The sequence below is a fragment of the Ancylobacter pratisalsi genome (assembly GCF_010669125.1).
GTDB classification, from domain to species: Bacteria; Pseudomonadota; Alphaproteobacteria; order Rhizobiales; family Xanthobacteraceae; genus Ancylobacter; species Ancylobacter pratisalsi.
Genome location: NZ_CP048630.1, coordinates 3,865,524 through 3,884,829 on the forward strand (window position 1 = coordinate 3,865,524; position 19,306 = coordinate 3,884,829).

Annotated in this window: 15 protein-coding genes and 1 riboswitch; of the genes, 9 read left to right on the top strand and 6 right to left on the bottom strand. The window is 67.9% G+C overall.

Annotation, left to right across the window (positions count from 1 at the left end; all coding sequences use genetic code 11):
- Both G3A50_RS18100 and G3A50_RS18105 read left to right on the top strand, forming a co-directional pair.
- Positions 1-714 carry a cytochrome b/b6 domain-containing protein gene (locus G3A50_RS18100; protein WP_163076545.1) on the top strand — a complete coding sequence of 238 codons (714 nt, stop codon included), beginning with the start codon at positions 1-3 and terminating at the stop codon, positions 712-714.
- Positions 715-769: 55 nt separating this feature from the next.
- The gene (locus G3A50_RS18105) at positions 770-1,693 is read left to right on the top strand and encodes a DMT family transporter (protein WP_163076546.1); all 924 of its coding nucleotides are present in this window, start codon (positions 770-772) and stop codon (positions 1,691-1,693) included.
- Between the two features lie 9 nt (positions 1,694-1,702).
- On the opposite strand, the gene G3A50_RS18110 is transcribed toward G3A50_RS18105, so the two are convergent.
- Complete coding sequence (locus G3A50_RS18110) at positions 1,703-1,945, bottom strand: Lrp/AsnC ligand binding domain-containing protein (protein WP_163076547.1); 243 nt, start codon at positions 1,943-1,945, stop codon at positions 1,703-1,705.
- 149 nt (positions 1,946-2,094) lie between these two features.
- Positions 2,095-2,193, top strand: a riboswitch (TPP riboswitch).
- A gap of 59 nt (positions 2,194-2,252) precedes the next feature.
- On the opposite strand from G3A50_RS18110, the gene thiD reads away from it, so the two are divergent.
- Both thiD and G3A50_RS18120 read left to right on the top strand, forming a co-directional pair.
- Positions 2,253-3,071 carry a bifunctional hydroxymethylpyrimidine kinase/phosphomethylpyrimidine kinase gene (gene thiD, locus G3A50_RS18115; protein ID WP_163076548.1) on the top strand — a complete coding sequence of 273 codons (819 nt, stop codon included), beginning with the start codon at positions 2,253-2,255 and terminating at the stop codon, positions 3,069-3,071.
- 108 nt (positions 3,072-3,179) lie between these two features.
- Complete coding sequence (locus G3A50_RS18120; protein ID WP_163076549.1) at positions 3,180-4,337, top strand: MFS transporter; 1,158 nt, start codon at positions 3,180-3,182, stop codon at positions 4,335-4,337.
- On the opposite strand, the gene dgcA is transcribed toward G3A50_RS18120, so the two are convergent.
- Positions 4,307-5,284, bottom strand: a complete 978-nt coding sequence (gene dgcA / locus G3A50_RS18125) for an N-acetyl-D-Glu racemase DgcA (RefSeq protein ID WP_163076550.1) — start codon at positions 5,282-5,284, stop codon at positions 4,307-4,309. The genes G3A50_RS18120 and dgcA overlap by 31 nt on opposite strands.
- A 276-nt stretch (positions 5,285-5,560) precedes the next feature.
- Here dgcA and G3A50_RS18130 point away from each other — a divergent pair, with 276 nt between their 5' ends.
- The 4 genes from G3A50_RS18130 to G3A50_RS18145 all read left to right on the top strand — a co-directional run bounded on the left by G3A50_RS18130 (position 5,561) and on the right by G3A50_RS18145 (position 9,284).
- Complete coding sequence (locus G3A50_RS18130) at positions 5,561-6,709, top strand: MlaE family ABC transporter permease (RefSeq protein WP_163076551.1); 1,149 nt, start codon at positions 5,561-5,563, stop codon at positions 6,707-6,709.
- Between the two features lie 92 nt (positions 6,710-6,801).
- A complete protein-coding gene (locus G3A50_RS18135; protein ID WP_246252506.1) occupies positions 6,802-7,563 on the top strand; it encodes an ABC transporter ATP-binding protein in 762 nt (253 codons plus the stop codon).
- A gap of 9 nt (positions 7,564-7,572) precedes the next feature.
- The gene (locus G3A50_RS18140) at positions 7,573-8,619 is read left to right on the top strand and encodes an MlaD family protein (RefSeq protein WP_163076553.1); all 1,047 of its coding nucleotides are present in this window, start codon (positions 7,573-7,575) and stop codon (positions 8,617-8,619) included.
- A gap of 86 nt (positions 8,620-8,705) precedes the next feature.
- A complete protein-coding gene (locus G3A50_RS18145; RefSeq protein ID WP_246251851.1) occupies positions 8,706-9,284 on the top strand; it encodes an ABC-type transport auxiliary lipoprotein family protein in 579 nt (192 codons plus the stop codon).
- Positions 9,285-9,463: 179 nt separating this feature from the next.
- Here the strand turns inward: G3A50_RS18145 and G3A50_RS18150 are convergent, their stop codons facing one another.
- Positions 9,464-15,529, bottom strand: a complete 6,066-nt coding sequence (locus tag G3A50_RS18150; RefSeq protein ID WP_163076555.1) for an apolipoprotein A-IV repeat region-like domain-containing protein — start codon at positions 15,527-15,529, stop codon at positions 9,464-9,466.
- Between the two features lie 358 nt (positions 15,530-15,887).
- On the opposite strand from G3A50_RS18150, the gene G3A50_RS18155 reads away from it, so the two are divergent.
- A complete protein-coding gene (locus G3A50_RS18155) occupies positions 15,888-16,208 on the top strand; it encodes a 2Fe-2S iron-sulfur cluster-binding protein (protein ID WP_163076556.1) in 321 nt (106 codons plus the stop codon).
- Positions 16,209-16,229: 21 nt separating this feature from the next.
- Here the strand turns inward: G3A50_RS18155 and G3A50_RS18160 are convergent, their stop codons facing one another.
- Genes G3A50_RS18160 through G3A50_RS18170 form a run of 3 tightly spaced genes read right to left on the bottom strand, consistent with a single transcriptional unit; the run spans position 16,230 to position 19,304 of the window.
- Positions 16,230-17,294, bottom strand: coding sequence for a YcjF family protein (locus G3A50_RS18160; protein WP_163076557.1), 1,065 nt, complete (start codon positions 17,292-17,294; stop codon positions 16,230-16,232).
- 4 nt (positions 17,295-17,298) lie between these two features.
- Entirely contained in the window at positions 17,299-18,780 is a 1,482-nt protein-coding gene (locus tag G3A50_RS18165; RefSeq protein ID WP_163076558.1) for a YcjX family GTP-binding protein, read from the bottom strand.
- A 2-nt stretch (positions 18,781-18,782) separates the two neighbouring features.
- Entirely contained in the window at positions 18,783-19,304 is a 522-nt protein-coding gene (locus tag G3A50_RS18170) for a SixA phosphatase family protein (RefSeq protein ID WP_163076559.1), read from the bottom strand.
- Positions 19,305-19,306: the final 2 nt, after the last annotated feature.

A 19,306-nucleotide genomic window follows, 5' to 3' on the forward strand; every position in this document is an offset into this window, starting at 1 on the left:
GTGAGCGTCGTCCTCGGGGAAAGCGCCTCCACGCCGGCCTCCGTGCTGGCGTGGGACCTGCCGACGCGTCTGGCCAAATGGCTTCTGGCCGCGCTGGTCGGGCTCGCCTTCGCCAGCAAGTATTTCGGCGATGTCGGCATGGTCTGGCACCAGTGGAACGGGCTGGCGATCCTGGTAGTGCTGGTGTTCCGGCTGCTGTGGGGGATTGTCGGCGGCAGCACGGCGCGGTTCTCCCGCTTCGTGCGCGGGCCGCTGGCGGCGCTGCGCTACGGCATGGACCTGCTGCGCGGGCGGCCGGGGCATTATCTCGGGCACAATCCGCTCGGCGGGTGGATGGTGGTCGCGCTGCTGCTCATTGTCGGCGCGCAGGCGCTGACCGGCCTGTTCACCACCGACGACATCATCGTCTACGGACCGATGACAGCCGTGGCCAGCGACGAGACCATCGCCCGCGCCTCGGCCCTGCACCAGCAGATCTACCCGATCCTGCTGGCGCTGATCGGGCTGCATGTGGCGGCAAACCTCGCCTATTCGGTGCTTGGCCGCGACAATCTGATCCGCGCCATGATCGTCGGCCGCAAGCCGGCGGAGCGCTATGCCGACCCGGCGCCGGCGACGCCGGGCTCGGTCGTGGCGGCGCTTCTTTGCCTCGCGCTGGCCATTGCCGTCGTCTTCGGCGGTATTGCCATGGCGGGAGGAAATCCTTTTCCCTGATTGTGCCCTCGACCCGCTTGCGGGGCGAGGGGGACTCGTGCTCCTTGGCGCCATCATGAATGCGCTCAGGGGGATCGCGCTGCAGGTTTGCGCGACCTTCATCTTCACCATCATGTCTGCGCTGGTCCGTATCGTCTCGGGACGAATCCCGACAGGCGAAATCGTGTTCGCGCGCTCGTTCTTTGCGCTGTTTCCGCTGCTGGCGCTGCTCGCCTTCCGGCGCGAGATCAGTTCCGCGGTGCGCACGGCCAATCCGGTCGGACACATCGTGCGAGGCTCGGTCGGCGTTCTGGCGATGTCGTCGAGCTTCGCCGCGCTGGCGCTCATCCCGCTGGCCGACGTAACGGCGATCGGCTTCACCGCGCCGCTGCTGACCGTGGCGCTGGCGGCGGTGATGTTGCGGGAGAAGGTCCACGTCTATCGCTGGAGCGCGGTGTGCGTCGGCCTGGTTGGCGTCGTGATCATGCTGTCGCCGCATATCGACGGGGGCTATGGCTCCGGCCAGGGCGGCATGGGGGCTCTGATCGCGCTGTTCGGCGCGGCCTGCACCGCCGTGGCGATGATCCAGGTGCGGCGTCTCACCTCGACGGAAACCACGGCCGCCATCGTGTTCTATTTCCAGGCCCTCGCCGCCGTGGCGGGGCTCGCGACGGCGGCCTGGGGCTGGGTGCTGCCGGACGCGGGAGATGCGCTGATGCTGCTCTCGATCGGTATTCTCGGCGGAATCGGGCAGATCCTGCTGACCGAGAGCTACCGCCACGCGCCAGCCTCGGTGGTCGCGCCCTTCACCTATTCGGCGATGCTGTGGTCGCTGCTGCTGGGCTTCATCCTGTTCAGCGAAATCCCGCCCTTGACGGTGCTGGCGGGCGCCGTGATCGTCATCGGCGCCGGGCTGTTCGTCATCTGGCGCGAGCAGAGGCTCGGCATCGAGCGCGCGAAAGCGATCGAGGCGGCGCCGCCGGCCGGACCCGCGGTCTAGCCGGCCGCGCTAGCTGGCGAAGGCCTTGAAGGTGATGATGGTGCGCGTGTCCTGAATTCCGGAGATGCGCTGCACCTTCTCGTTCACGAAGTGGCCGATATCGGTGCCTTCGGCGACATAGAACTTCACCAGGAGATCGAACTCGCCGGCGGTCGAGTAGATCTCGGAAGCGATCTCCGCATCGGCGATGGCGTTGGCCACTTCATAGGAGCGGCCAAGCTGGCATTTGATCTGGACGAAGAACGGGACCATCGCGGCTTCCAGGCACGTTTAAGGGAGCGCAACAGGAACAGAAGCGCGCGGCGCGCGCAAGCCCCGTGCCGGCATCGCGGGAAGGCCATGGCGCGGGCGCGGGTGCGCCTATCTTGCAAGCCGCCGAGGCTTCGCCTATGCCTCCGATAACGATCGCGTTGGGGTGCCGTAGAGGCTGAGAGGCAATCCTGCCAACCCACGAACCTGATCCGGGTCATGCCGGCGGAGGAAACGGGTCGCGCTCACCAGGCGGCGTGCCGCGGCAGTGGGCTGCTTCTCTTCCTCGCTTGTGTTGGGGGGCGTGCCGATGAGTGAAGCACAGGCGCAGAGCGCAATCGCGGTGACCATAGCCGGTTCGGATTCCGGCGGCGGGGCCGGCATTCAGGCGGATATCAAGACGTTTTCGGCACTCGGGGTCTACGGGGCCAGCGTGATCACGGCGCTGACCGCGCAGAACACGCTGGGCGTGACCGGTATTCATGACGTGCCGGCCGACTTCATCACCCAGCAGATGGAAGCGGTCTATTCCGATCTCGATGTCGGCGCGACCAAGATCGGCATGCTGTCGCGTCCGCAGGCCATCCTTGCCGTGGCGGCGGGGCTCGATCGTCACCAGGTGACCAATGTGGTGCTGGACCCGGTGATGGTGGCGGCATCCGGCGACCGGCTGCTGGTGGCTGAGGCGATCGCGACGCTGCGCGCCGAGCTGCTGCCGCGCGCCTCCATCATCACCCCGAACCTTCCCGAAGCGGCGGCATTGCTCGACGAGGCGATGGCGACGAATCTCGAGGAAGTGCATGCCCAGGCGGAACGGCTGCGCGCGCTTGGCGCCAAGGCGGTGCTGATCAAGGGCGGGCACAGCGAAGGGCCGGAAAGCGTCGACGTGTTGCTCGACGACGAGGGCTTCATGGAGTTCCGTGGCCCCCGGATCGTCACCGAGAATACCCATGGTACCGGCTGCACGCTGTCGTCGGCGATCGCGGCCGGGCTTGCCAAGGGCGAGGGGCTGCGCGCGGCGGTGCAGGCTGCCAAGCATTACCTTTCGCGGGCGCTGGCGCGTTCCGATGAGCTGCATATCGGCCACGGCCACGGGCCGGTTCATCACTTCCACGCCTGGTGGAGCTGACCCGGCAGGGCGGTTCGCACGCGGCCTGCCGGGCCGCTCGCGAGGCCGCTCGCCAGCGCGCTGCCGGACTGCTAACGAAGGGCTCCCGCGCCCTTTGAGTCGTCCATCGTGCCCGTTGTCGCGCCGCGCTATTCCATCGCCGTCGTCTATGCTGGGCTGTTCTTCGGCATTGGTGTCTATCTGCCCTTCTTTCCGGTCTGGCTGGCCGGGCGGGATTTCGATGCCAACATGATCGGGTTCGCCCTCGCGGTGCCGATGGCGGTGCGGCTTTTCACCATGCCTCTGGGTGGGTTGCTGGCGGACCGCACCGGGCGGCCGCGCGCGACGCTGATCCTATACGCGCTTGGGACGGCGCTCTGTTTCATCGGTGTCGCGCTGGCGCCGAATGCCGTGATCATGCTTGTCGCGCTCGGGCTCGCCGCCAGCTTCTGGCAGCCCAGCCTGCCGGTGCTCGACGCCTACACGATGGCCCGGCGCGCCGAGGGGCTGGTCGATTACGGCCGGGTGCGGCTGTGGGGGTCGCTGTCGTTCATTCTCGGCAATATCGCCGCCGGCCTCGCGCTGCGGGCGCTCTCGGCCGACACGCTGATCTGGATGATCGTCGGCGGCGGGCTGGTGTCGGCGCTGGCGGCCTACATGCTGCAGGAGAGCACGCTGCCGCCCCGGCCGGCATCGGCGGGCACGCCGGCGATGCCCACCGTCCTGAAGGTCGGCATAGCCGCCGCCGCGCTGGTGCAGGCGTCTCACGCGCTGCTCTACGCGTTCGGGTCGATCCGATGGCGGGAAGAGGGTCTGTCGGATACGGCGATCGGCCTTCTGTGGTCGGTGGGGGTGCTGGCGGAGGTGATCCTGTTCCGCTTCGGCACCCGCGTGACCGCGCGGATCGGACCGGAGCGCCTTTTGCTGTTGGGCGGGTTGGCCGGGCTGGTGCGTTTCGGCGCGATGGCGTTCGATCCGCCGGCCGCGGTGCTCCCGGTGCTGCAACTGCTCCACGCGGCCACTTTCGGCTGCACGTATCTTGGCACCGTCGAACTGGTGGCCCGCTTTGCCCCGCCCGGCCGGGGCGCCGCGATACAGGCTGTCGCCGCCTGGGGCATCGCGATCGCCATGACCGGCGCGACGCTGCTTTCCGGCCCGCTCTGGCAGGCGTTCGGGCCGCTCGCCTTCGTGTTTTCGGCGGCGCTGGCCGGCTGCGGCGCGGGGCTCGCGCTGCTGGCGTGGTCGGGATTGGCGGGTCAGCCCCAGAGCGCGGGCTCGGGAGGGTAGACCAGGCTGCCCTCGTAGCGCAGGGCGGGCGTGCGGTCGCGGGCGAGCAGCAGCGGCCCGTCGAGATCGACAAACCGGGCAAGTGGGGCGAGCAGCAGCGCCGGTGCCATCGCCAGCGAGGTGGCGACCATGCAGCCGACCATGATGTCGAGCCCGGCCGCGCGGGCCTCGCGGGCGAGCGCCAGTGCCTCGGTCAGCCCGCCGGTCTTGTCCAGCTTCACATTGATGGCGTCGTAGCGGCCGATGAGCTGGGGGAGCGTGTCGCGCCCATGCACGCTCTCGTCGGCGCAGACGGGAACCGGGCGCTCGATCTCGCCGAGAAGCGCGTCCGCGCCGGCGGGAAGCGGCTGCTCGACCAGTTCGACGCCGGCATCGGCGCAGGCCGCGAGGTTTTCGGCGAGATCACCGGGCGTCCAGCCCTCATTGGCGTCGACGATGAGCCTTGCCGTGGGCACGGCGGCGCGGATGGCGGACAGACGCGCTGGGTCGCCCGCGCTGCCCAGCTTGAGCTTGAGGAGCGAATGCCCGCAGCTGCGCGCGGCCTCCGCCATCGCTTCAGGGGCGTCGAGGCTGAGGGTGTAGGCGGTCACCACGGGAGCCGGGCCGGGGAGGCCGGCAAGGGCGTGAACCGGTCGGCCGGCATGCTTGGCCTCAAGGTCCCACAGCGCGCAGTCGAGCGCGTTCCGCGCCGCGCCGGGCGGCATCAGGCGCTGAAGCGCGCGCCGGTCGAGGCCGGCCGCGAGCGCGCCACCGACGGCCTCGATGGCGGCCACCACGCCTTCGGTGCTTTCTCCATAGCGGGCATAGGGCACGCATTCGCCGCGCCCCGTGAAATCGCCGTCGCGCAGCTCGGCAAGCACCACCACCGCCTCGGTCTTCGAGCCGCGCGCGATGGTGAAGCGTCCACGGATCGGAAAGCGCTCGATTGTGGTCTCAAGGACAGGCATGGCGGGGTCCGGGCAGGGCGTCTACGCGAATCACCTCGGCGGTGAACCGGCAGGATAACCGCGCCCCTCGCGCTCCGCCGTCACAGGGAAAGCACAGTCCCCGGCCGGACAGCCGGAATGAGCTACTATAATACCTCAATCCAGAGCTATCGCTCGACAGGACGGAAGACCTGCCGTTAAGAAGTCGGTAGGGGATTTCGCAAGCACCGGACGGGCTTAAGGGCTGAGTCCACGGTCTTTGCGGAGCCGGCATCGGACCAGGGAAAGGGCCGGATCTTGGGAGCAGCCGAAGCGCCGCTTCTGGCTACTGCGCGCAACGGACGCGAGCTTGTGTTCGTCGGCAACGGCCGATGGATCGCGACGCAGAGCCGTGCGCTCGAAGGCGCCGTTGAAGCCGGTCTCGCCGAATTGGCGGCGGGACAGGTGGAGAAGGCGCGCGTCGACTTGTCCGGGGTGCGGGCTCTCGACACGCTCGGTGCCGTCATGGCCGACCGGCTGGTGCGCGAGCTGGAAGCGGCGGGCGTCCAGTGCCAGCTGATCGGGCTTGAGCGCCGGTTCCAGCCGCTGATCGAGGAAATCGGGCGCGGCTGCCATCAGGTGCCGCCCCGGAAGAAGCCGGGCAGTGCCGTCGGCGACGGGTTGGAGACGATCGGCCATACCGTCGACCTGATGTACGACGACGCGCTGCGCTTTCTCTCCTTCGTCGGCTCCGTGATCACTTCCGTGCTGCGCGTGGTGGTTCGCCCGCACACCTTTCGCTGGACGTCGATGGTGTACCACCTCGAGCGGACCGGGCTGCGGGCGGTGCCGATCATCGCGCTGATCACCTTTCTGATCGGCTGCATCATCGCCCAGCAGGGCATCTTCCACTTCCGCAAATTCGGCGCGACGACCTATGTCGTGGACATGGTCGGCATCTTGACCCTGCGCGAGCTGGGCGTGCTGATAGTGTCGATCATGGTGGCCGGCCGCTCCGGCAGCGCGTTCACGGCCGAGCTCGGTTCGATGAAGATGCGCGAGGAGGTCGACGCGTTGCGCGTGATGGGCTTCGATCCGAATGAGGTGCTGGTGCTGCCGCGCCTGGTATCGCTGATCATCGCCGTGCCGCTGCTGACCTTCATCGGCAACATGTGCGCGCTGTTCGGCGGCGGTCTCGTGGCCTGGTTATATGGCGGCATCTCGCCGGACATCTTCCTCAACCGGCTGCGTGAGGCGATTGCGCTCAACACCTTCGAGGTCGGCATGATCAAGGCGCCGTTCATGGCGGCGATCATTGGCCTGATCGCGTGCATGGAAGGCATGAGGGTCGGCGGCAGTGCCGAATCGCTCGGGTCGCACACCACCTCTTCGGTGGTGAAGGCGATCTTTCTCGTCATCGTGGTGGACGGGCTGTTCGCCATGTTCTTCGCCGCGGTCGACATGTGAGGCGCCCGGTGAATTCTGGAACCACCACAGCGAACCTCGCCACTCCCCGCCCGGGCCGCAACCCGCCCGCCAGGGCGGCGGACGACGTCGTCATCAGCGTGCGCGATATCGTCGTGGGTTTCGGCGACAAGATCATTCTCAAGGGCCTCTCGCTCGACGTGATGCGTGGCGAGATCCTCGGCTTCGTCGGCGCCTCGGGCGGCGGCAAGTCGGTGCTGACCCGCACCATTCTCGGGCTGACGAGGAAGCGTTCCGGCACGGTCGACGTGTTCGGCCAGAACCTCGACACGCTGTCCTATATGCAGCGCCGCCAGCTTGAGCAGCGCTGGGGCGTGCTGTTCCAGCAGGGGGCGCTGTTCTCGTCGCTTTCCGTGCGGCAGAACATCCAGTTTCCGATGCGCGAATATCTCGACATGTCGCCGCGGCTCATGGACGAACTGACCGTCGCCAAGATCGAGATGGTCGGCCTGTCACCGGATGTCGCGGAGAAGGCGCCGTCCGAACTGTCGGGCGGCATGATCAAGCGCGCGGCCCTGGCGCGAGCGCTGGCTCTCGATCCGGAAATTCTGTTCCTCGACGAGCCGACATCGGGGCTCGATCCCATCGGCGCCGCCGAGTTCGACGAACTGATTGCGACATTGCAGCAGACTTTGGGGCTGACCGTATTCATGGTAACGCACGATCTCGACAGCCTTCATACGGTGTGTGACCGAATCGCCGCGCTCGCGGATGGACAGGTCGTCGCCGTTGGTCCGATCGAAACCATGCTGGCCTCGGATCATCCTTGGGTTTCTGCCTATTTTCATGGGAAGCGGGCGCGCGCGGCCGGCTTCGGTCAGAACGGCGGGCGGTGAGGTCGGAAGATGGAAACACGCGCCCACTACATAGTTATCGGCCTGTTCACGATCGCTGTCATCGCGGCCGGTTTCGGCTTCGTCTGGTGGTTCTCCAACGCGAGCAGCCGGGGGCCGCGTACCAATTATGACGTCGTGTTCAATGGTGCGGTGAGCGGCCTGCAGACCGGCTCTCAGGTGACCTTCAACGGCATTCCCGTTGGCGAGGTGACCAAGCTGCGGCTTGACGCTAAGGACCCGCGCCGGGTGATCGCGACCATTGCCGTTCAGCCCGACACGCCTATTCGCGACGACACCCGCGCCAATCTCGACAGCCAGCTCCTGACCGGCCTTGCCTCCGTGGGGCTGATCGGTGGTTCGACCAACGCCCAGCCGCTGCCGACACCGGAAGAGGGGGAGCTTCCGCGTATCGATGCCAATACGTCCGCCGTGCAGGACCTTGTGAAAAGCGCGCGCGAGGTCATGGGCCGGGTCGATGACATCGCCACGCGGGTGGACGATCTGCTGCGGGCCAATGACGCCAAGATCACGTCGGTGATCGACAATGTCGACAAATTCAGCAAGGCGCTGGGCGACAATGCCGACAACATCGATTCCTTCCTGAAGGGTGTTGGCGGCGCCGCCGACCAGGTCAAGCAGCTCGCGGCGAACATGGACAAGGTGGTGACATCGTTCGACCCGGACAAGGTGGGGCAGACGGTCGACGACATCAGCAGCTTCACCGCCAAGCTGGACGGCATGGCGGCGAAGTTCGACGAGATACTTAACAATGTCGATGCCCTGACCAAGAGCGACGAGGGCAAGGGCATGTTCTCCGAGATTACGGCCGCCGCCGCCGAAGTGCGCAAGCTGGCCGCCAATCTCGACACGCGCACGGCCGAGCTGTCGGACAATCTGAACAAGTTCACAGGTCCGGGCCTGCGCCAGTATGAAGCGTTGGCGGCGGATGGCCGGCGGACACTGGCTGAAATTGAACGCGTGTTCCGCAGGCTGGAGCGTAATCCGCGTCAGTTCATCTTTGGGGGCTCATCCGTTCCCGGCTACAATGGACAATAGGCATGGGAACGCTGGGTACGTTCGGGGGCAGGGGACGACGATTGACCGTGAGTGAGAACCAGTCCCGCGGGAGGCTGAAGGGCACCGTGGCCACGTTGTGTCTTGCCCTGGCGCTGGGCGGCTGCGCCTCGGCGCTGTCGGGCGGCGACAAGGCGGTGCCGACCTTCGACCTGACGGCGCCGAACGACTTCTCGGTGCCGAATTCGGGCCGTGGGCAGCTCGTGATTGCCATGCCGACCGCCCTGCAGGTGCTTGATACCGAGCGGATCGTGGTCGAGCCGGCGTCCGGGCAGATCACCTATCTCAACAAGGCGCAGTGGGGCGACCGGCTGCCGGCGCTGTTTCAGGCGCGGCTGATCGAGAGTTTCGAGAATGGCAGCCGGGCGCGAGCCGTGGCGCGCGCGGACAGTGCGATCACCGCCGACTACCTGCTGCTGACCGATATCCGCACCTTCGGTATCCAGACCTTCGGCGGCGGGCCCGAGGCGGTGGTCGAGGTCTCGGCCAAGATCGTCGGCAACAATTCCGGCCGCATCGCCGCCGCGCAGGTGTTCAGGGCGCGGGTGGCGGCCGGCGGAACCGACGGGGTTCAGGCGACGCAGGCACTGGATCAGGCCTCTGACGAGGTTTTCGTTGCGATCGTGCGCTGGGCCGCGAGCCGCTGATCACGGCGCCGGCCCGGGGTCGGCTCGACGTTCAGATCAAAGCGCGCTGACCCGAGTTTTGAGCGCGCGGGCGAGCGGGGTTGTCCTGGCTTCCCTTGTCGATCCGGAGAACGAAAAAGGGCCCCTTCCGGGGCCCTTTTCATGTCTGGAGACCGCCGTGTCTGGCGAGGGCTTCGAGATCACTCGAAGCGGCCGGCGGCGTGGGCCAGCAGGGTGTAGACCTTACCGGTATCCGAGGTGAGGTAGGTGTTGGTCAGCTGCTGGCCGCGATCGTCGCGGGCAACCTGCTCCAGCAGCCGCTCGAACTCGCCGATGTAACGATCGACGGTGTCGCGGAATTCGAGGTCGCGGCGGTACTTGCGGCGAATTTCCTCGAAGGTCTGCTGACCCTGCATGGTGTAGAGCCGGCGCGTGAACACGTTGCGTTCGCCGCGCTTGTAGCGCTCCCACAGGTCGACGGCGGCCTCATGATCAATCATGCGGGCGATGTCGACCGAGAGCGAATCCAGCGACTCGATGGTGTGGTGCACCGGGCGCTCGGGCTGGGGGTTGCTCGCCTCGCGGCCCCGCGCGTTGCGCGGCACGCCGGGAGCCATTGACGGGCTCTCGGAATCGGACGCGCGGGCGAGGAGGTCGGAAAGCCAACCGCTCTGTGTCTCGCCACCTGCCGGGGCACTGCGCGTCGCCGCCGGACGGGCCGGAGCGGCGGGTGCGGGCGCCTGACGGCGGACCGGCTGGGGCGCCGGCGCCGCCGGGCGGGCGGCGGCGGGACGCGGCGCGGGCGCCGGACGCGCGGCTTCGAAGCGCGGGGCAGGGGCCGGCTGAGCGGCTTCCTGACGGGCGGGCGCGGGCCGGGGTACCACGGGTGCGGCAGGTGCCGGCGCGGCGGGAGCGACCGGTGCCGCGCTGACGGGCGCTGCATGGACGGCTGCCACGCCCGCCTGGGCGACAGGACGATTGCGCGAGCCGGTGTCCGCATCGAGAGAGCGGCCGTGACGGGCAACGATCTCGTTCAGCTCGGCCAGGGCCTTGATCTGCTCGGCGACCGTGCGCCGCATCGCGGCGGCATTGGCTTCGGTCTCCTCGGGCAGTTCGAGGATGTTGCGCTTGAGCTCCTCGCGGGTGGTCTCAAGCACACGCTGCACCTCGGTGGCCGAGCTGCGAAGCTCGCCGGCCGCGGTGGTGAAGCCCTCATTGGCACGACCCAGCAGCGCGTTGACCTCGCCGACCGCCTGTTCGTAGGTGGCCCGAAGGGCCGCGAGGGTCCGCTCCTGCTCGCTCTCGCTGATGGTGCGGATCTTCTCGTGCTCGCTGATGACGGCCTCGGCGGAGGCGCCGGTCTTGTCGAGGATCGACTTTGCAATCTCCGCCGCACGGCTCTCCGCCCGACCGAAGGTCTCTTCGATGGTGCGGGTGTAGTGCGCCAGGCGCTCGTCGAGTTCCGAGGTGCGGCTTCCAACCTGCTCCGCGAGCGTCAGCAGGGCCTCATGGCGCCCGCCAAGGGTCTCGTCGAGGTTCTCATGGGCCGAGCCGAGCGCGTTGGCGACACCGGTGATGATGTTGGCCTGCTCGGTGAAGTTCTGGCTGAGCGAGGCGACATCCTGCAACACGTCGGTGGACACCGAGCGCAGGTCGCGGATCTGCTCGTCCATGCGGCTGGAGGCGAGGCGGCTGGCCTCGTCGACATTGTTGACCGTGCTGTGGAAGGTCGTGAGGCGCTCGGTGATGGCGCTCTCGATCGCGGCGAGGTTCGTGACCGAACTCGCGAGCACGTCCTGCAGCTGGATGTTGACGGTGCCGAGCCGCTCCAGCAGGGCGGAGACGTCGCCCTGCAAGGCCTCGTTGGTGCTGGCGATCTCGGTCACGGCGTTGCGGCCGCTCTCGGTGATCGCCTGGATGAGGCCGCTGCCGCGTCCTTCCAGCGTGTTGACCATTTCCTCCGACAGCCGCGAAAGCTCGTGGGTGGCGAATTCCGTGGTCTGGGTCGCCGCGTCGAGCATGGCGCTGCCGCGTTCGTCCAGGGTCCGCACGAACTGCTCGGTCAAGCGGGTGAATTCCGCCGAGGTGACGTCGCCGGAACGGCGGGCGGTATCGACAAGCTGCGAGCCGCGGCTGTCGAACTCGGTCAGCAGTTCGCTGCTGGCCCGCGAGATTTCGCCGGTCACCTGGGAGGACAACTGCTGGAGGCCGGAGACCACCTCGCCGCCCTGATTGTGCAGGATGGAGAGGAGATCGTCGCCGACCCGGGCGAGTTCGGTCGCCGCAGTGCTGCCCGAACGCTGGAAGGCGTCGAGAATCCCGGCGGTGCGGTTCTCGACCGTGCCGATCATCTCCTCGCTCATCTGAACGAACTGGTGGGCACGGCCGCCCGTCGCCTGCTCGAAGGCGGCGACAATGGTGTCGGCGCGGCTCTCAAGCGTGTTCAGGAGCTCCTCGCTGGCCCGCATGATCTGGTCGGCGCGCCCGTCCGTCGCCTGCTCGAAGGCGGCGGTGATGGCGCTGGCCCGCGTCTCAAGCGTGCTGAGGATCTCGTCGCTCATCTGCAGGATCTGGTCGGCACGGCCGCCCGTCGCCTGTTCGAAAGCGGCTGCGATGGCACCGGCGCGGGTGTCCATCGTGTTGAGGACCTCCTCGCTCAGCTGGATCAGCTGGTCGGTACGCCCGGCGGTGGCCTGTTCGAAGGCGGCCGCGATGGCCCCGGCGCGGGTGTCCATCGTGTCGAGCAGGTCTTCGCTCATGCGCATGACCTGATCGGTGCGGCCGGAGGTTGCCTGCTCGAAGGCGGCGGCGATGGCTTCGGCGCGTGAATCCAGCGTGCCGAGAAGCTCCTCGCTCATGCGCACGATCTGGTCGGTGCGGCCGGCGGTGGCCTGTTCGAAGGCCGCCGCGATGGCACCGGCGCGGGTGTCCATCGTGTTGAGCAGTTCCTCGCTCATCTGCACGATCTGCTCGGAACGCCCGGAGGTGGCATTCTCGAAGGCCGAGACGATGGCGCCGGAGCGCGACTCGAGGGTGTGCAGCAGTTCCTCGCTGGCGCGGCCGATGTCATCGACGGCGCTGGCGCGGGTGTTCTCCAGCGCCCGGACGAGGTCGTCGCGGTGGTCGTCGATCGCCGCGAGCAGGTCGCCGCTGGCGCGCGAGATTTCGCTGGTGATGCCGAGGCTGCGGTCTTCGAGGGCCGTGAGCAGGCCGTTGCCGCGCTCGTCGACGATGCGGGCGATGGCTTCGGTACGGGTGTCGAACATCTCGGCGACTTCGCCGGCGCGGTCGACCAGCGTGCGGCTGACATTGTCGACGAGCGAGCTGAGGCTGGTCTCGATCTCCGAGGCCTCGCCGCGAAGCTGCCCCGCGACGGCGCCGATCCGCTGGCCGAGCAGGTCGGCCATCGCCGCGCCGCGCACCTCGACCGAGGTCGCGACACTGTCCATGCGGCCGATGACGGTCTCTTCGAACCGACCGACGCGGGTATCGAGGGTTTCCGCGATGTCCTGAGCGCGGGCCGCGAGCGTGCGGTCCGCCTGCTCGATGCGGTCGGTGAGCTGCTCGGAGATGGTGCTGGCGCGATCGTCGAAGAAGTTGCTCAGCACATCCAGCGAACGGTTCATGGCGTCGTTCGCACGATGGGCGCCATCGGTCAGCGCGCGGGCCGCCTGGTCCATGCGGTCGCTGATATTGGTGGTGACGTCCTGTGCATGCTGCGTGAAGAAGCCGTCCAGCACGTTCAGGGACTTGTCCATGGCATCGGTGGCGAGGCGCGCACCTTCGGTCATGGTCTGGGCGAATTCCTGGGTGCGTCCGGCAAGCGTTTCGTTGATGCCCTCGAGGCCGCGGTCGAGCACGCCTTCGACATTGGCGATGCGCAGGTCCAGCGACGAGGCGATCTGCTCCGCCTTGGCGGAGACCTGATCGTCGAAACCGGTCAGATTGTCGTCCATGGCGCGGGTGACGGCGTCGACGCGCTCGGTAACGAGGCGGACCATGTCCGAGCCGTGGGTCTGCATGACGGTGTCGAAGTCGCGCAGCCCGTCCGTGATCTGGCGGCCGAGGAGGGTGGTGTCGCTGGAAATGCGATCCGCCAACTCGTTGCCGCGCACGGAAATGGTTTCTTCCAGCGCCTTGAGGCGGGAGTTGAGCATTTCGCGGGCGGATTCGCTCTTGCTGGTGAGCGTCGCGGTAAGCTCTTCGGCCGTCTCACGGAACTGGTCGTTGACCTTGTTGCCCCGCGCCGAGATGGACTGAACCAGTTCCGCGCCAACCTGGGTGAACTGGTCGTTCATCGACTGGCTGCGATAGGCGACTTCCTGCGCGAAGCGATCGGCGGATTCGGCGAGCGAATCGTGGACGCCCGCGCCGGCCTCGGAAATCTGATGGACCACGCGCTGCCCGGTCTCGCCGAGCAGGTGCTCCAGCTCGCCACCGCGCACGGCGATGGTGTCGTAGATGCGATTGCCGGTCTCGGCGATGCGGTCGGCCAGATCGTCGCCGCGCACGGTGATGGTGTCGGCCACGCGGTTGCCGGTCTCTTCCAGCTTGCGCACCACGTCGCCGCCGCGCACCGAGAGGTCGAGCACCAGCGCGTCGCCGCTGGTCTTCAGGGTCTGGTTGACCTCGTTGGCGCGGATGGCGATCTCGTCGGCGAGGCGGGTGCCGGTTTCGACCAGCGCGTCGGTGATCTCGCTGGAGCGCGCCGACAGCGTCTCGGTCAGGTTGTGGGTGGTTGCGGTGAGCTTCTCGCCCATTTCGTCGGTGCGGCTCGTCACCACGCCGGACAGCTCGGAAGCGGTACGCAGCAGCTGGGCGCTGATCTCGTCGGTGCGGGTGGCGAGCTGATCGGTGAGATTCGCGGTAACGCCCGACAGGCGCAGCGAAATCTCTTCGGTCTGGCCGGTCAGCGTCGTGATGAGGTGCTCGCTGGCGTCCGACAGGTTGGTGTTGACGTCGGAGCCGGTCGACTGCAGGCGATCGATCAGGTCGCCGCCCTTGTCGGTCAGCGCGTCGATGATGGTGTCGCCCACGCGGCCGAGGGCGAGAGTGATGTGCTCGCCCTTCTCGGAGAGCGTGCCGGTGACACGATCCGCCGCTTCCATCACGGTCATGCTTATGCGTTCGCTGACGCCGTCGACCTCGTGGCTGAAGGAGAAGTGCGCGGAGGCGATGGCCTCGCGGATGTGCTCGGAATGGGAGAGGATGACCTCACGCTCGGACTGGAGCCGGTCGATGAGGTTGCGCATGCGCGCCTCGTTCTCTTCGAACGCGTGCTCAAGCGAGGAAATCTCGGTGCGCACCAGCGCTTCGAGCTCGCTGGCGCGGGCGAAGGTGCGCTCGACGCCGTCGCCCATCGCGGCGACCTCGCGGCGCACGACCTGGCCGACATTCACCACCGCGTCGGTGGACACGGGGTCGGGTTCGGCAAGGCGGATCGCGACCTGCGCCATCGAATGGGCGACGATGCGCATTTCCTGCATGCGGCTGATCATGGTGGCCAGCATGAAGAAGAAGATCGGCGGCACCAGCAGGCCCGCCGCCGTCGCCAGAAGTGTCGGAGAGGACAACAGGGAGCCGTCCGGACCCGGCTGGACATGCGAATAGGCAAGCAGGCCGCCGACCACGATCCACAGCACCGACGCCGCGGCCGCGATGTAGAGCGGGGTCGCGGCGGGGCGGCGCTGAAGCGCGGAGAGCAACTGGCCGATGGTCTGGCGGTCGTCATTGGCCGCACGCCGGCCCTGCGGGGCGGCGGGACGGGGCGCAGGCGCCGACGGTTGGGCGGTGGAAGCCGCCGCGGCGCCGGCAGCCATGCCCGCGGCCACGTCGAGACCGGGATGGACGTCGTGGGCCTGACGATCCTCTTCGGTGATCTCGGGCGCCTCGAACGTATGTTCGGGACCGAAGTCGAAATGGGGCTCTTGCTCGTCCGTACGCGTTTCGGCATCCGGCGCGGCCTCGAACCCGTCATCGCCGATGCTTGGCTCGGGGGCGGTGAACTCGGTTTCGAAATCGCTGTCGAGATCGCGCGCCGAGAGGAACGGCGTCTCGTCGCCGTCATCCTCGAAGGGAGAGCGCATCCGTGCCTCGATCCGTGGCCCGCCAGGCTCTCGCGCAGGCGGCAGATCGTATTCGTCGTCCGAAGCGGGCGGCGTCGTGGACTCGTCTTCTAGGGTCAGGTCGAGGTTAAGAGCTTCCTCGATAGCGGATAGCGCGGCCTCGGCCGGATCCTGCTGAACCTTCTTCGTGCTCGTCGACATGGGCGCCTGCCTCCGGTCCGTACGCTACTCCGACCGGCTTGCGCCGTCGGGCCGGGGTTTCGCGATCAACTGAAAAATCCCCTCTTTCCGACAAGTGCCGGAAGAGGCGGGGAAACGTCAGTTCACCGCACCTTCATCCTACGCTCTAGGGGAGTAAAAATGGAACTGGGGTTAACAGGCCGATTGAGGTTATCGTTAACGGCCTGTTCACCATGTCCGCTAACCGTTGATTCTGTTCCTCTCGTGACCATGAGAGGGCGGCAGGAATCTTTCGTATGCGGCATGCTGGCGTTAGCCCGCGACGGGCGTTATCTAGGTCAGCCTACCTTGTAGTCCTTCAAGATCGTTGAAGCTGTCCATGCCCAAGATCACCTATATCGACACCGCCGGCACTGAACGTCCCGTGGAAGCACAGAGCGGCTCGACCGTCATGGAAGCGGCGATCCGCAACGGAGTGCCGGGCATCGACGCCGAATGCGGGGGCGCCTGCGCCTGCGCCACCTGCCATGTCTATGTCGACGAGGCCTGGGTGGAAAAGGTCGGTGAGCCGGGACCGATGGAAGAGGACATGCTGGACTTCGCGTCCGACGTGCGGCCGAATTCCAGGCTGTCCTGCCAGATCAAGGTGACGGATGAGCTTGACGGCCTGATCGTGCGCACGCCCGAACATCAGGGCTGAGCGCGCCTTTCCGGCCTCAACTCAGTTCGGGGACGGGTCCTTCTCGGTCACCTTTTTGGCTGCAGGCTCCTTGCCTGCCGGGTCCCGCGTGATCAGGCCGGAGGCGACATCCGACAGTGCCGGAGCCGGCAGCGCGGCAAACGGCAGGGGGCGGGTGACCTCGATCGCGGCGAGGCCCAGACGGGCGGTGAGCAGCCCGTTCACGACACCTTCGCCGAGGCGGGCGGAAAGCTTCGCCGCCAGGCCGTGACCGATCACCTGCTGAATCAGGGAATCGCTCGCCGCCATGCCGCCGGTCACGGCGAGATGGGCGATGACCTGCCGGAACAACCGCACCATGCCGAGCGTGCCGGGCCGTCCGCCATAGAGCAGGGCCAGCCGGCGAATGAGCCCGACCGCCGTCAGCGCGACGAAGACGAGATCCACCGCCGCCCGCGGCGACACCGCCGTGACCACGGACACCCGCTTGGCGGCGTTCGAGACCAAGCGGGTGGCCTCGGCATCGAGCGGGGACATGAGATGGCGCTCGGTCAGGCGGATCAGATCGGCGCCGTCGATGATCGCGTCGAGGTGGCTTGAGAGCTCGGTGCGGGCGCGCAGCAGGCCGGGAGAGGCGCGCGAGAGCGTGATCAGCTCCTTCGTCACGCCTTCGGCGATCCGGCGGTCGTCCTTCTCCAGCGCCTTGGCGGCCCTTTCTCGCAGATTGTTGAGCGTGCGAAGGCGCATGAGCCCGAACATCTCGCGCGCCAGCAGACCGAGGCAGGCGACGACGAAGACGCTGGCGAAGCCGAGCCCGACATAGCCGAGCCAGTCGGCACGGGCGAACAGGTCCTCGACCAGTCGGGCGACGGCGAGGCCGAGACCGAGGCTGACGAGCCCCCCGAGCCCGGACCAGAACAGCACGCCCCAGCGCGAGGTTTTCGCGGGAGCGGGGGGAAGCGCGACCTCTTCCGCCATCTCGGGAAGCGACGCCGTGGGCGTGACCACGACGGCCCCGCGCGGGGTGGGCTGGCCTTCCTCGGCCAGCACCACGCCGGGGTCGTCGAGGCGGAAGGCCTGGGGGCGGCGATGGGTTTTGTCGGTCATGGCGTCACCTCAGCCGGTCGCCGATGAGGAATTCCAGCGCGCGGTCGAGCCGGATGTGGGGCAGCGGCAGGGCCTGCCCCGTGCCGTTGCGCTCGACAAGGGGCGGGCGGAAACGCAGGAAGCGGAAGTCGCCGCCCTCGGCGTCCGAAAGCCCTTTGAATCCAAGCGACTGGTCGAACAGCGCCGAGGGGTTTTCCGGCAGGTCGCCGGGGAAGACGGCGGCTTCCGCGAGGCCGTCGAATGCGTTGGCGTCGTGCTGCCCGGCTTCCGGAACGCCGACAATGGCGGGCAGATGGGCACGGCCGCGCTTGACCATGGCCTCGCGCGTGGCGCGCACGGCGGCCAGCGCCACCACGTCGATATCCGCACCCGCGCCTTCCGCCCGCGAAAGAGCGCGCTCGACGAGGCGGCGCAGGATGGCTTCCAGCGGGTCATGGCTGGTGTGATGAAGATGGTCGGCCTTGGTGGCGGCGAACAGCACCTTGCCGATGCGGTGCCGGAACAGCGCGCCGAGCCAGGAATTGCGCCCGACGCGGAACGCGGCGAGGATTCCGTCGAGCGCGGCTTCGAGGTCGGCGAGCGCCGCCGGGCCGGCATTCAGCGCGGCCAGAACGTCGATCAGCACGATCTGCCGGTCGAGCCTCGCGAAATGGTCGCGGAAGAAGGGGCGCACGACGCGGTCCTTATAGGACTCGTAGCGGCGCTGCATCATCGCCGCCAGCGAACCGGGCGGCGCGTGTGTGTACGCACCCTGGTCGGTGAGGCGCGTTAGGTCGATGGGGGCGAAGGTGAGCGCGGGAGAGCCTTCGAGGTCGCCCGGCATCAGGAAGCGACCGGGCGGGAGCAGGCTCATCGACACCGCTTCCGCGCGGCAGGCGGCGAGATAGCTGGTGAACAGCTCCGCCAGCCGGCGGGCCGTGCCCTCATCGGCGGACGCGGCCGGATCGACCTCGGCCAGCGCGGCAAGGAAGGGGGCGGCGAGTTCCCGGCGGGCGGGGGCGCTAGCAAGGCGCAGGCTCTCGGCGGCGAAGTCACCATAGGAACTGTCCAGCAGCGGAAGGTCGAGCAGCCACTCGCCGGGGTAGTCCACAATGTCGAGGGTGAGCGTGCGCCGCCCGCCACGGGCCGGCGCGTAATCGATGGCGAGGCGCAGCTCGCTGATGCGCCGTGTCGATTCCGGCCAGCGGCGTTCATCGACCAGCGCGGCGAGGTGCCCCTCGTAATCGAACCGCGGCACGTTGTCGTCGGGCTGAGGTTCCAGCGTGGCGCGGGCGATGCGGCCCTCGTGCATGGCGCGGAAGACGGGAAGCCGGCCGCCGCGCGTCAGGGCGTGGATCAGCGCGGTGGTGAACACGGTCTTGCCCGAACGCGACAGGCCCGTAATGCCAAGCCGCAGGGTCGGGCTTGCCAGATCTTCCGCCCGATCGAGCAGCGTCAGCGCGGTGAGGCGCGCCTCGTCGATCAGGTCCTCGTACCAGCTCGGCACTTTCAGTCCTCTCCTTCCTTCACCACGCCGATCGCTCGCGGGGTGATGAAGCGTTCCAGCGTGCCCTTGCCCGCCTTTGGCTGCGACCAGTCCTCGATCGGCAGGTCGATGACCGCGAGCGCCCCGGTCGGGTATTTCGCCAGCAGCGGCGCACGCTGCTCGCGGGGCAACAGGCGCGCGGCCAGCTGCTCCATGCCGGGATTGTGCCCGACCAGCATCAGCGGGGAGGCGGTGCCCTGGTTCCCGATGAGGGCGAGGAGCGCCTCGGCCGAGGCGTCATAGATCGCCTCCTCGTACAGCGCGTGCGGAGCGGAGGCCACGCGCGCGGAGACGAGGTCCCAGGTCTCTATGGTGCGCCGCGCCGGCGAGACGAGAACGCGGGCGGGTACCAGACCTTCCTTCGCCATATAGTCACCCATGGCCGGCGCGCCACGCCGGCCGCGGGGGCCAAGCGGCCGATCACGGTCGGGCACGTTGTCGGGCCATGCCGATTTGGCGTGGCGCAGCAGGAAGAGGCGCAGCATGG

What these genes read in the sequence shown, in the direction of transcription:
- G3A50_RS18105 (WP_163076546.1), top strand. Translation starts at nt 770, where the DNA reads ATGAATGCGCTCAGGGGGATCGCGCTGCAGGTTTGCGCGACCTTCATC.
- G3A50_RS18110 (WP_163076547.1), bottom strand. Translation starts at nt 1,945, where the DNA reads ATGGTCCCGTTCTTCGTCCAGATCAAATGCCAGCTTGGCCGCTCCTAT.
- thiD (WP_163076548.1), top strand. Translation starts at nt 2,253, where the DNA reads ATGAGTGAAGCACAGGCGCAGAGCGCAATCGCGGTGACCATAGCCGGT.
- dgcA (WP_163076550.1), bottom strand. Translation starts at nt 5,284, where the DNA reads ATGCCTGTCCTTGAGACCACAATCGAGCGCTTTCCGATCCGTGGACGC.
- G3A50_RS18140 (WP_163076553.1), top strand. Translation starts at nt 7,573, where the DNA reads ATGGAAACACGCGCCCACTACATAGTTATCGGCCTGTTCACGATCGCT.
- G3A50_RS18150 (WP_163076555.1), bottom strand. Translation starts at nt 15,529, where the DNA reads ATGTCGACGAGCACGAAGAAGGTTCAGCAGGATCCGGCCGAGGCCGCG.
- G3A50_RS18155 (WP_163076556.1), top strand. Translation starts at nt 15,888, where the DNA reads ATGCCCAAGATCACCTATATCGACACCGCCGGCACTGAACGTCCCGTG.
- G3A50_RS18160 (WP_163076557.1), bottom strand. Translation starts at nt 17,294, where the DNA reads ATGACCGACAAAACCCATCGCCGCCCCCAGGCCTTCCGCCTCGACGAC.
- G3A50_RS18170 (WP_163076559.1), bottom strand. Translation starts at nt 19,304, where the DNA reads ATGCTGCGCCTCTTCCTGCTGCGCCACGCCAAATCGGCATGGCCCGAC.